Below are 12,175 nucleotides of genomic sequence, written 5' to 3'. Positions count from 1 at the left end.
GATAAATCGGGTTGGGCGTCGTCGCGCGATCTCGAGCGCTGGCGAGATCGCGAACTCGACGCCGGGCGAAACTCGCGGTCCGCCACCATTCTAGCGCACGACCCGACGCGCCGGGCCGCCCCAATCACTCCGATTCATGGCATACTGAGCCGCTTCACGCACTTCCTCACGGCCGTCTCGCCATGTCGCAAAGTACTTCCGCACCGCACGCCAACGCCGCTCCGGCAGTCGGCACGCTCTACATCATTTCCGCGCCCTCCGGTGCCGGCAAGACCAGCCTGGTCCGCGCCCTGCTCCAGCGCAACGCGAGCATCGGCGTCTCGGTTTCCCACACCACGCGGGCGATGCGCCCCGGCGAGCAGGACGGCGTCAACTACCACTTCGTCGATCAGCCCGGGTTCGAGGCGATGGTCGAGCGCGGCGAATTCTTCGAGCATGCCTGGGTCTTCGACCGCCACTACGGCACCTCGCGGGTCGAGGTCGAGAAGCGACTCGCGGTGGGCGAAGACGTGATTCTGGAGATCGACTGGCAGGGCGCCCGACAGGTTCGCGAGCAGGCGCCGGATGCGGAGTCGATCTTCATCCTTCCGCCGTCGCGGAAAGCGCTGCGCGAGCGACTCTCCGGGCGGGGCACCGACGACGAGGCGGTGATCGAACGGCGCATGCGCGATGCGGTCAGCGAGATGTCGCATTTCGACGAGTACGAGCACGTGATCATCAACGACACTTTCGAGCACGCCCTGACCGAGCTCGAGTGCATCGTCCACGCACGCCGGTCGCGCCTCGACAAGATGCGGGCACGTCATGCGACGCTGCTCGACGAGCTGCTGAACGGCCTCGACTGAACCGCCACCGGCGGGCTGCTGTCGGTCGTCGAGGACTCTTGCCACTCGTTGAGGACTCTTGTCAGACAGCGCACGACTCCAGTAGACTGCTCGGTCCCGCAGACCCCGCCATCCGGGGCGCGTTCACCCATTTCTGGCAGGGCTACCCTCATGGCACGAGTGACCGTCGAAGATTGTCTGGACCACATCGAGAATCGTTTCAAGCTGGTAATGATCTCGTCCCAACGCGCCCGTCAGCTCGCGCGCGGCTCCCGCGATGCGCTGCTGCCGTGGGAAAACGACAAGCCGACCGTCATGGCCCTGCGCGAAATCGCCACCGGCCAGATCGGCGACAGCATTCTCGACGAGCCGGTCGAAGCCGCGCCGCCGCGCCCGCGCCCCGAGCCGACCCAGGAATACGACATCTGAACCAGGCTCCTGGCGTGACCAATGCCTCCCAGGCCGCTGGCGCGGTCTTTACGGGGCCGGCTGCCAGACGGGCAATGAAAAACGGGTCGTTAACGTAAAATAGGCGCGCCGCATGTTCACCATCGATGACCTGGCCGATCGCCTCGGCGGCTATCTCCCCGACGACGAGATTCAGCAGGTCAAACGCGCCTTCTATTACGCCGAACAAGCCCACGACGGCCAGCAGCGCCGATCCGGCGAGCCTTACGTCACCCACCCGCTCGCCGTCGCCAATATTCTCGCCAACCTACACATGGACCATCAGAGCCTGATGGCCGCCATGCTGCACGACGTGATAGAAGACACGAGCGTCTCCCGGGAAGCGCTGGAATCGCAATTCGGTGAAGCGGTAGCGGAGCTGGTCGACGGCGTCTCGAAGCTGACCCAGATCACCTTCGAAGACAAGGCGGTCGCCCAGGCCGAGAATTTCCAGAAGATGGTCATGGCGATGTCCCGCGACATACGGGTGATCATCGTCAAGCTCGCCGACCGGCTGCACAACATGCGCACGCTGGGTGCGCTGCGCCCGGACAAGAAGCGCCGTATCGCCCGCGAAACGCTGGAGATCTACGCCCGTATCGCCGGGCGACTGGGTATCAACACCATCCGCGTCGAGCTCGAGGATCTTTCGTTCCAGGCGATCCACCCGATGCGATCCGAGCGTATCAAGCGCGCGGTGGCGAGCGCCCGCGGCAACCGCCGTTCAACCATGCGCCAGATCCAGACCAGCCTGCAACGCCGCCTCGACGAAGACGACCTGACCGGCAGCGTCGTTGGACGCCAGAAGCACCTGTTGTCGATCTACCGCAAGATGCACGACCAGCGCAAACCGTTCGCCGAGATCATGGATGTGTTCGGTTTCCGCATCATCACTGACAGCGTCGACAACTGCTATCGCGTGCTGGGGGCGGTGCACAACCTCTACAAGCCGGTGCCGGGGCGCTTCAAGGACTATATCGCGATTCCCAAGGCCAACGGCTACCAGAGCCTGCACACCACGCTGTTCGGCCCCAGCGGCATGCCAATCGAAGTGCAGATCCGCACCCGCGAGATGGAGGCGATGGCCAACAACGGCATTGCCGCTCACTGGCTCTACAAGGCCGGCCAGACCGAGCGCCCCATCGGCGCCGGCAGCCATGCCCGCGCTCGCGAATGGGTCCGCGGCCTGCTCGAGATGCAGCGCCATGCCGGGGATTCGCTGGAGTTCATCGAGCACGTCAAGAACGACCTGTTCCCGGACGATGTCTACATCTTCACTCCCAAGGGCGACATCATGGAGTTGCCACAGGGGGCCACGGCGGTCGATTTCGCCTACAGCGTCCACACCGATATCGGCAACAGCTGCATCGCCTGCCGCATCGATCGTCATCTCGCGCCGCTGTCGACCCCGCTGGAGAGCGGTCAGACGCTGGAGATCATCACTGCGCCCGGAGCACGACCCAATCTCGCCTGGCTTAATTTCGTGATCACCGCCAAGGCGCGCTCGGCGATTCGTCATGCGCTGAAGAGTCAGCAGCGAAGCGAAGCGATTCAGCTCGGACGCCGCCTGCTCAACCGGGCGCTGGGCAGCTTCGAAACCAGTCTGGATAAGCTGCCGCCGGAGCGACTCTCGGCACTGCTGGACGAACTGGACCTCAAGACCGAGGACGATCTGCTAGAGACCATCGGCCTTGGCACTCGCCTGGCGCATGCCACGGCGCGACGCCTGGTCACGAAGGAGCTCACTGCGGACATGGACGCCGGTGCAAGCGATGGCCCCCCGGAGCGGCGGCTGGAGGACTCCCCGCACAACGGCCCGATGGTGATCAATGGCTCCGAGAGCATGGCGATCAGCTTCGCCCGCTGCTGCCACCCGCTGCCGGGAGACCCGGTCATCGGCCACCTGTCCATCGGCAAGGGGATCGTCGTACACCGCCACGAATGTGGTAACCTCGACGAGTTGCGCGATGATCCCGACAAGTTGATCTCGTTGACCTGGTCGAAGCAGATCGATCAGGATTTTCCGGTACCGCTGCGGATCGAGGTCGAGACTCGGCGTGGCCTGATCGCCGAACTGGCCAGCCTGATCACCGATGCCGACGCCAATATCGAACGCATCGGGATCGAGGAGCGCGACGCCAGGCTCTCGATCGTCAACCTGACCATTCTGGTCAAGGGACGCGTTCATTTGGCGCGAATCATCAAGCGCCTTCGCAATCTGAATCATATCGGCCGCATCGTTCGCGCCCGAAACTAACCACAGGATCGTTGCCCCGCCGTGGCCAATCACGGCGGGGCGTCGTTTTTTCGTCGTTACGATTACATGACGAAAAACGCATTTAAAAAGGCCGTTCATTCAAGGCCACACCGAGTCTGCGCAGACATTCATGCAGTGCTGGAGGGTATGCCATGAGCAACAAAGCCGTCATCAACACCGACAACGCCCCGGCCGCCATCGGCCCCTATTCCCAGGCGATCAAGTCGGGCAATACCGTCTATCTCTCGGGTCAGATCCCGCTCGATCCGAAGACCATGGAACTGGTCTCCCAGGAGTTCGAGGCGCAGGCCCGCCAAGTCTTCACCAACCTGACCGCCGTGTGCCAGGAAGCCGCCGGCTCGCTGCAGGACATCGTCAAGCTCAATCTCTACCTGACCGACCTCGACAACTTCGCCGTGGTCAACAAGGTGATGGAGGAGTTCTTCCAGTCGCCGTTCCCGGCTCGCGCCGCGGTTGGCGTCAAGCAGCTTCCCAAGGGCAGTCAGGTGGAAGCGGAAGCGGTCATGGTCATCGGCGACTGAGTTCGGTACTCGACACCGACGACCTGGGCGAACGGTCAGGCGCGAGCGGTCTGCGGCAGCTCGCCGCGCAGTTTGCTCACGTCCGTGCGGGGCGGCACGCCGAAAAGGCGGCTGTATTCGCGGCTGAAATGGGATGGACTGCCATACCCCACGCGGAAACTGGCGGTGGCCGCCTCCATCCCCTCGGCCAGCATCAGCCTGCGCGCTTCGTGGAGTCGCAGCTTTTTCTGAAACTGCACCGGCGACATCCGCGTGACCTGCTTGAAGCTGTGGAACAGCGACGACTCGCTCATGTTCACCATCTCCGCCAGTTCGCGAACGCGCAGCGGCTCGGTGAAGCGATCCTTGAGTGCAGCGATCACCTTCGAGATGCGATGGGTCTGGGTATCGGCTACCGCGAACTTGCGCATGTGCAGGCCGATCTCGCCGATCAATGCACGATAGAAGATCTCGCGCCGCACCAGCGGTGCGAGAATGCGAATGTCCTGGGGTGAATCGAGCAGGCTCACCAGCCGCAGCATGGCCTCCACCAGGCCCTTCTCGGCCTGTACCCGCCCGAGGCCGCAAGCGCTCTCGGCGCACTCCCGCGCCTCCACCTCGTTCAGCCCCTCACCCAGCTCCAGCACCAGATCGGTGATTTCCTGGGCGTCGACGGCAAGCTTCAGCCCCAGGTAGGGCCTTTCCGCCGAGGCTTCAGTTACCTTACCCAGGACCGGCAGATGCACCGCCGACACCATACAGCTCAGCGGTCCATAATCGATTTCCCGATCCCCCAGCCACACTCTCTTACTTCCCTGCGCGATCAGGCAGAGCGAAGGGTCATAGACCGTCGAGCCGATACAGGTGGTGAGCGAGGAGTTGGCGCGCACCAGTTCCAGCCCTGGCACCGACGTCGGCGTCAGACCCTCTTCCGGCGCCCACCTCTGAATCTGACGGGCTAGAGTTTTCGCCAATTGGGCGAGTTCGTCATCTAGCGTTTTGAAAACAGGCTGCACGACACTCACGTTTCCACCCCTCATGGATCGCAAATTCCCGATCTTGATGAATCGTAATTATATTCCGTCATAACGGCGCTTTTATGACGAATTAGCGACTTATGCAGAATTGGGCAAGACCTTTGAAGGAACAGGCAAGTTAGCCAAACAATCCTCGATAGTCCTCAGAAGCCAATGAATGTCTTTCTTCCTGGATCGACGATATCGACAGGATCAGGCAATCAACGCGGAGTAAATCGATAACGCCCGCTGGCGGCGAGACCGTAGATTGGTAATCCATGATCCCATGTCGGCACTCGCCGTCTTGCGAAGGGCGGCGACGCGTTTTGATCGGCGCCGCGCGCGCCTCGTTTTCATCGGTTGATCGACGGCCTTCCTATCGACTCCGTCGGTCGCCAAACCTCGACGCCGGCTCGAAGCGCTCGCCAGGGCGATCCGCTGCGGACGATGGGGCAAGGGATCGATGACCGGGAACGAAAAAGGGAAGCCCAACAATGAACAAGTCCGACCAGAAGCGTCTGTCGAAAACGGGTCTGACTCGCGGCCTGGGGATACTGCTCGTCATCGCGCTGCTCGCCGGCTGCGATGCCCATGGTGAAGCGGACTCCGCCAGTGCGCCGCCGCCTCCGGAAGTCGACGTGGCAACGGTGCTGGTGGAACCGGTCACCCTGCGGGAGACCTTTACCGGCCGCGTGGCCTCGCCGCAGACCGTGCAGGTTAGGCCACGGGTGAGCGGCTATATCGACGAGGTGGCCTTCGAGGAAGGAGAACTGGTCGAGGCGGGCGACCTGCTGTTCCGTATCGACCCCCGCCCCTACGAGGCTCGTGTCCAGGCCGCCAGGGCATCATTGGCGCAGGCACGCAGCCAGCGTCAACTCGCCGAGGTGGAAGCCGGCCGGGCCAACACCCTGATCGGCCGACAGGCCATCTCCCGGGAACAGTACGACCAACGCAAGGCGGCGGCGCTCAATGCCCGGGCGCAGGAAGCCGAGGCCGAAGCCGCGCTGACCAGTGCCGAACTGGAACTGCAGTACACCCGAGTCACCGCACCGGTGACGGGCCGCACCGGGCGAGCCATGGTCACCAAGGGCAATCTCGCCAGCGCCGACCAGTCGGTGCTGACCACGCTGGTGTCGGTGGATCCCTTGTACGTCTACTTCGACAGCAACGAAGCCGAAGCACTGGGAGCGCAGACGCTGCTGGCCCGGGGCGAGACCATGACGCTACATATCGGCCTGACAGGCGAGACGGGGTTCCCCCATCAGGGGCAGCTGGATTTCGTCGACAACCAGATCAACGCCGACACCGGTACGCTGCGCTATCGCGCCGTCCTGCCCAACCCGGATGGCGCCTTCAGGCCCGGCCAGTTCGCGCGGGTGGAGATGCCCGTCGCCAACCTCAGCGAGGCGATGCTGATCAACCGCAAGGCGGTGCTCGCCAATCAGGACCGCCGCTTCGTCTACGTGGTCGGCGACGACAATACGGTGACGCCCCGTCAGGTGGAGCTCGGCCGCGAGGTGGGAGAGCTGGTGGTGATCCGCGACGGACTGAAGGCCGGTGAGCGGGTGATCGTCAACGGTACTCAGAAGGTGTTTGCGCCTGGCATGCCGGTCACACCCAACCCGATCGCCATGCGCGAGGCGGGCGTGGGCAACGCTGTTGCCACCCGATCCTGAGGAAGCACCGCACGGCGATCCACCCAACGCATCCTGAAGCCCTTCTCTCCTCTGAATGACAAGACGCGGCGGGCATCGTCCCCGCCGCCCAGGAGCCTGCTGTCATGAATTTTTCCCGCTTTTTCGTCGACCGGCCGATCTTCGCGGCGGTGCTCTCCATCGTCATCTTCGCGGTGGGAGTGATCTCCATCCCCAATCTGCCGATCAGCGAATATCCGGAGGTGGTGCCACCCTCGGTGCTGGTCCGCACCACCTACCCGGGTGCCAACCCCAAGGAGATCGCGGAGACCGTGGCGACACCGCTGGAGGAAGCGATCACCGGCGTCGAGGACATGATGTACTACAAGTCCGTGGCCGGTTCCGATGGCGTCTTGCAGATGACCATCACCTTCCAGCCCGGGACCGACCCCGAACAGGCCACCGTGCGCGTCCAGAACCGGGTCAGCCAAGCGCTAGCGCGGTTGCCAGAAGCGGTGAGGCGACAGGGCGTGACCACCCAGAAGCAGTCCCCCACCTTCCTGATGGTGGTGCACCTGGTCTCGCCGGACGACAGCTACGATACCCTCTACCTGCGCAACTACGCGCGCCTGCACGTGCGCGATCAGCTGGCGAGGATTTCCGGCGTCGGCGAGGCGCAGATGTTCGGCGGCGGCGATTACGCCATGCGCGCCTGGCTGGATCCCGATCGCATCGCGTCCCACGGTCTCACCGCCGGCGACGTGGTCGACGCCATGCGCGAACAGAACGTCCAGGTCTCCGCCGGACAGATCGGCGCCGAGCCGATGCCCCACAGCGACTTCCTCACCCTGATCAACGCCAAGGGTCGCCTGTCCACCGAGCAGGAGTTCGGCAATATCGTGCTCAAAGTCGGCGCAGACGGCGAGGTTCTGAGGCTGCGGGACGTCGCTCGTCTCGAGATGGGCGCGGGCGACTACACCCTGCGCTCCCGGCTGGATGGCAAGGACGCGGTGGCGATCGGCATCTTCCAATCGCCCGGTGCCAACGCCCTGCAGATCCGCGACCAGGTGATCCGGACCATGGACGAGCTGGCCACCCAGTTCCCGCCGGGGGTCGAGTATCGCACCGTCTACGACACCACGCTGTTCGTCAGCGACTCGATCCGCTCGGTGATTCAGACGCTGCTGGAGGCGATACTGCTGGTCGTGCTGGTCGTGACGCTGTTCCTGCAGACCTGGCGCGCGTCGCTGATTCCGCTGCTGGCGGTGCCGGTCTCGGTGGTGGGTACCTTCGCGGTGCTGTTGCTGCTGGGGTATTCGATCAATACCCTGACGCTGTTCGGGCTGGTGCTGGCAATCGGCATCGTCGTCGACGACGCCATCGTGGTGGTGGAGAACGTGGAGCGCAACATCGGCCAGGGGCTGGCGCCACGCGCCGCCGCGCACCAGGCGATGCGCGAGGTGTCCGGGCCGATCGTCGCCATCGGCCTGGTGCTGTGCGCGGTGTTCGTGCCGATGGCGTTCCTCTCCGGCGTGACCGGCCAGTTCTACCGCCAGTTCGCGGTCACCATCGCCATCTCCACGGTGATCTCGACGATCAACTCGCTGACCCTGTCACCGGCCCTGGCGGCGATGCTGCTCAAGTCCCACGACGCGCCCAGGGACCGTCTGACCCGGGTGATCGACTTCCTGTTCGGCTGGCTGTTCCGGCCGTTCAACCGCTTCTTCAACGCCGGCTCCAATCGCTACCAGGGCGTGGTCTCGGGCAGCCTGCGCCGACGTGGCGCGGTATTCGTGGTCTACCTGATCCTGCTCGGCACTACCGGCTATCTGTTCAAGCTGGTGCCGCCGGGGTTCATCCCGGTCCAGGACAAGATGTACCTGATCGCCGGCGTGAAGCTGCCGGAGGGCGCCTCGCTGGATCGTACCGATGACCTGCTGCGCCAGGTGGTGGATATCGCCATGGAGACCGACGGCGTCGAACACGCCATCTCGTTCCCCGGCCTCAACGCGCTGCAGTTCACCAACACCGCCAACACCGGGTTAGCGTTTTTGACCCTGAAGCCCTTCGATCAGCGCACCCGCACCGCGGCGGAGATCAACGCCGAGATCGCCGGCAAGATCAGTGGTCTCAAGGATGGCATCGCGTTCTCGTTCATGCCGCCACCGATTCTGGGTCTCGGCAACGGTTCGGGCTATCAGCTGTTCATCGAGGATCGCGGCGGCCTCGGCTACGGCCCGCTGCAGGAGGCGGTGACCGCATTCCAGGGCGCGGTGGTGCAGACGCCGGGGATGAGCTACCCGATCACCAGCTATCAAGCCAACGTGCCCCAGCTCGACGCCGAGGTGGACCGACTCAAGGCCAAGACCCAGGGCGTCGCGGTGAGCGACCTGTTCGATACCCTGCAGACCTATCTGGGCTCTACCTACGTCAACGATTTCAACACCTTCGGCCGCACCTGGCAGGTCATCGCCCAGGCCGACGCCCCGTACCGCGACAGCGTCGAGGATATCGCCCGGCTGCGCACCCGCAACGCCCAGGGCGAGATGGTGCCGATCGGCTCGATGATCGATATCCATCAGAGCTTCGGTCCCGACCCGGTGCTGCGTTTCAACGGCTACCCGGCCGCGGACCTGGCCGGCGAAGCCGACCCGCGAGTGCTCTCCTCGCCCCAGGCGATGAGCGTTCTGTCCGATATCGGCGAGCGGGTGTTGCCGGATGGCATCGACTTCGAATGGACCGACCTCAGCTATCAGCAGTTCACCCAGGGCAATGCCGCGCTGGTGGTGTTCCCGCTGGCGGTGCTGCTGGTGTTCCTGGTGCTGGCCGCGCTCTACGAGAGCTGGACGTTGCCGCTGGCGGTGATCCTGATCGTGCCGATGTGCCTGCTGTCGGCGCTGGTCGGCGTCAAGATCTCCGGCGGCGATACCAACGTCTTCGTCCAGGTGGGGCTGGTGGTGCTGATCGGGCTGGCCTGCAAGAACGCCATCCTGATCGTCGAATTCGCCCGCGAACTCGAGTTCCAGGGTCGCAGCGTGGTGGAGGCGGCACTGGAGGCCTGCCGGTTGCGGCTGCGTCCGATCATCATGACCTCGATCACCTTCACCGCGGCGGTGATACCGCTGGCGCTGGGACACGGCGCCGGGGCCGAGGTGCGCCAGGCGCTGGGGATCGCGGTGTTCGCCGGGATGCTCGGCGTGACCCTGTTCGGCCTGTTCCTGACGCCGGTCTTCTACGTGGCGCTGCGCAAGCTGGCCGGTCCGCTCAGCCCGGATCACGGCTCGACGATGGAAGGCGAAACACCCGCCCCATCGTCAACGCACAAATCTATCTGAGTAAATGCTCTTCGAGAGAAACTTGTAGCGTTAAAACATCAACCCAACGACGCCTATTACCCTTGGCGCCCGATGAATATTGCAGTCGGGCGCCGACGGCGGTCTCTGGACAAAAGATGAATCAAAACGCTTACCAAGCGCAGGACGCAAGAGGTTCCTAGGGCTCGAGACGCTACCCCCCCTTGCGCGACTGCCACAACTTCATCAAAGGTCTTTTTAAAAGACCGATTACAATAACCAATATAACCAATGATGTAAACAAGGTTGTCAGCGGTTTGGAAAAGAAAATTGCCCAAGACCCCTGACCGATCATGATTGCCTGGCGGAGATAGTTTTCAGCTAGCGGTGTCAGAACCAGTGCCAGAATAAAGGGTCCCGCAGGATAATCAGCCTTTTTCATCAAATAACCGATAAGTCCAAAAATTGCAGCAACCCATATGTTAAAAGTGCCGTAATTGATAGAAAAAGCACCCACCAGGCAAAAAGCCACCACTATTGGACCAAGGTGCCTTTGAATTAAACGTAGTGCATTCACAAACAATGGGATTAAAAGCACGTTCGAAGCAAGCAAGAAAAAATTTGCTATAACCAGTCCCGCAATAGCACCCCAAACGATGTCTGCTGACTGTATCATCAGCATTGGGCCAGGATTCAGGCCAAACATGATTAACGCGCCCAACATGATAGCGGTGCCACCCGATCCCGGAATTCCTAGTGTCAGAAGTGGAATGAGTGAGCCAGGCACAGCAGCGTTATTGGCTGCTTCCGGAGACGCCAGCCCCTCCTCCGCGCCTTGGCCAAATCTATCAGGTGTCTTCGATAGCTTTCTTTCTGTAATGTACGAAACAAAGGTAGCGATTGTGGCTCCCGCACCGGGAAGGACGCCAATCAGCGTGCCCAGCAATGATCCACGCAGCGTTGGCATCGAAATCTTACGCAAATCCTTTCCGCCAGGAATGAACTCTCTAATACGAAACCTAGGCTTTCCCATATCGAGTCGAACACGTTTTTCGATGTTGACAAGAACTTCACCGATACCAAAAAGGCCAATAATTACCGCAACAAAATCGACCCCCTCGATGAGTTCTGGCATTATCACAAAGCGAGTATTACCCGAAACGTAATCGCTACCGATAGTGCTCAGCAAAACGCCAAAGAGAGTCGCAATGGTTGCCTTTAGAGGGTCCGCCCCAGCCAGCACGATAATCATGCTTAGGCCAAGCAACATCAGCATAAAATATTCGGGGGGCCCCAGATAAATGGCGTACTCCGCGATCACCGGCGCGAAAAAAATCAGCATGACAAGACCGAACATACCGCCGATAAATGATGCTACTGCCGATATACCTAGCGCCAATCCACCTTTTCCCTGCCGCATCATGGGATAACCATCGAGTGCGGTGACAATAGCAGGGGCATCTCCTGGGGTATTGATCAAAATAGCGGTAAGGCGACCACCGTACATCGTTCCCATATATACGCCCGTCAACAGACTAAGACCAGAAATCGGGTCCATTCCGAACGTTAAAGGCATCATGAGAGCGATACCGGCTGAAGGGCCGAGGCCTGGAAGCGCCCCGACAATCGTGCCTATCAACCCTGCCACAAATATCATCAATAAATTGGAAGGTGTGGCAAATTGTGATAACGCATTTATCAATTCTATTATTGAAGACTGCATGACAGAATTCCCGCCCGATTATTACTGGACCGGCAGACCCAGCCAAATGGAAAATATTACGTAGATGACTAGCGTTGTTACGACGCTAATAATGGCTGACATCGCCAAGGTGTGACCAGAGACCAACCAGGATATCAAGAATACGATACCTATAAGGGGAATGAGCACCGCCCCGAACGCCATTGCCGAAATCCCTGCTGAAAGAATTGCAATAGTAATAAGCAGCCCTCGAAAATTCGGTTTTTCCACCTGATCGTCGGAATTGTCGCCGCCCTCTCGCTTACAGGCCCTCACCAGCTGAAGGAAACAGCATAACAATAGTAAAAGTCCAACAGTCAATGGCACGAATCCGGGGCCGAAAGAATACTGATCGGAGTATTTTAGTTCAATGGCACCGACAGAGATGCTGGCCGCAAAAGCGGCCAGCATGATCGACAAGGTGATTTCAGAATATTTCATA

The 12,175-nt window shown here is 61.4% G+C and carries 9 protein-coding genes; 6 read left to right on the top strand and 3 right to left on the bottom strand.

Annotated elements, in window-relative coordinates; all coding sequences use genetic code 11:
• The first annotated feature begins 182 nt into the window (after positions 1-182).
• From gmk to F0A16_RS10055, 4 genes are all read left to right on the top strand, one after another.
• Complete coding sequence (gmk, locus tag F0A16_RS10070; protein ID WP_149435251.1) at positions 183-845, top strand: guanylate kinase; 663 nt, start codon at positions 183-185, stop codon at positions 843-845.
• A gap of 150 nt (positions 846-995) precedes the next feature.
• Complete coding sequence (rpoZ, locus tag F0A16_RS10065; RefSeq protein ID WP_075561565.1) at positions 996-1,253, top strand: DNA-directed RNA polymerase subunit omega; 258 nt, start codon at positions 996-998, stop codon at positions 1,251-1,253.
• A gap of 112 nt (positions 1,254-1,365) precedes the next feature.
• Positions 1,366-3,528 carry a RelA/SpoT family protein gene (locus tag F0A16_RS10060; protein ID WP_149435250.1) on the top strand — a complete coding sequence of 721 codons (2,163 nt, stop codon included), beginning with the start codon at positions 1,366-1,368 and terminating at the stop codon, positions 3,526-3,528.
• Between the two features lie 152 nt (positions 3,529-3,680).
• Entirely contained in the window at positions 3,681-4,070 is a 390-nt protein-coding gene (locus F0A16_RS10055) for a RidA family protein (protein WP_149435249.1), read from the top strand.
• 35 nt (positions 4,071-4,105) lie between these two features.
• On the opposite strand, the gene F0A16_RS10050 is transcribed toward F0A16_RS10055, so the two are convergent.
• Positions 4,106-5,023, bottom strand: coding sequence for an AraC family transcriptional regulator (locus F0A16_RS10050; RefSeq protein WP_338100602.1), 918 nt, complete (start codon positions 5,021-5,023; stop codon positions 4,106-4,108).
• Positions 5,024-5,559: 536 nt separating this feature from the next.
• Here F0A16_RS10050 and F0A16_RS10045 point away from each other — a divergent pair.
• Positions 5,560-6,741 (top strand): efflux RND transporter periplasmic adaptor subunit, encoded by a 1,182-nt coding sequence (locus F0A16_RS10045; protein ID WP_149435247.1) that lies wholly within the window; start codon positions 5,560-5,562, stop codon positions 6,739-6,741.
• Between the two features lie 104 nt (positions 6,742-6,845).
• Positions 6,846-10,034 (top strand): efflux RND transporter permease subunit, encoded by a 3,189-nt coding sequence (locus F0A16_RS10040; protein ID WP_149435246.1) that lies wholly within the window; start codon positions 6,846-6,848, stop codon positions 10,032-10,034.
• Between the two features lie 172 nt (positions 10,035-10,206).
• Here F0A16_RS10040 and F0A16_RS10035 read toward each other — a convergent pair whose 3' ends face one another.
• Positions 10,207-11,715 (bottom strand): tripartite tricarboxylate transporter permease, encoded by a 1,509-nt coding sequence (locus F0A16_RS10035; RefSeq protein WP_223119753.1) that lies wholly within the window; start codon positions 11,713-11,715, stop codon positions 10,207-10,209.
• Between the two features lie 21 nt (positions 11,716-11,736).
• Positions 11,737-12,174, bottom strand: a complete 438-nt coding sequence (locus F0A16_RS10030; RefSeq protein ID WP_149435245.1) for a tripartite tricarboxylate transporter TctB family protein — start codon at positions 12,172-12,174, stop codon at positions 11,737-11,739.
• Position 12,175: the final 1 nt, after the last annotated feature.

The organism is Salinicola corii, assembly GCF_008298015.1.
Lineage (GTDB): Bacteria > Pseudomonadota > Gammaproteobacteria > Pseudomonadales > Halomonadaceae > Salinicola > Salinicola corii.
This window is presented reverse-complemented; position numbering and strand designations above follow the sequence as displayed.

Excerpts from the sequence above, each read along its gene's own strand:
- F0A16_RS10040 (WP_149435246.1), top strand. The coding sequence starts at position 6,846 with ATGAATTTTTCCCGCTTTTTCGTCGACCGGCCGATCTTCGCGGCGGTG.
- F0A16_RS10035 (WP_223119753.1), bottom strand. The coding sequence starts at position 11,715 with ATGCAGTCTTCAATAATAGAATTGATAAATGCGTTATCACAATTTGCC.
- F0A16_RS10030 (WP_149435245.1), bottom strand. The coding sequence starts at position 12,174 with ATGAAATATTCTGAAATCACCTTGTCGATCATGCTGGCCGCTTTTGCG.
- F0A16_RS10060 (WP_149435250.1), top strand. The coding sequence starts at position 1,366 with ATGTTCACCATCGATGACCTGGCCGATCGCCTCGGCGGCTATCTCCCC.
- rpoZ (WP_075561565.1), top strand. The coding sequence starts at position 996 with ATGGCACGAGTGACCGTCGAAGATTGTCTGGACCACATCGAGAATCGT.
- F0A16_RS10045 (WP_149435247.1), top strand. The coding sequence starts at position 5,560 with ATGAACAAGTCCGACCAGAAGCGTCTGTCGAAAACGGGTCTGACTCGC.
- F0A16_RS10055 (WP_149435249.1), top strand. The coding sequence starts at position 3,681 with ATGAGCAACAAAGCCGTCATCAACACCGACAACGCCCCGGCCGCCATC.
- gmk (WP_149435251.1), top strand. The coding sequence starts at position 183 with ATGTCGCAAAGTACTTCCGCACCGCACGCCAACGCCGCTCCGGCAGTC.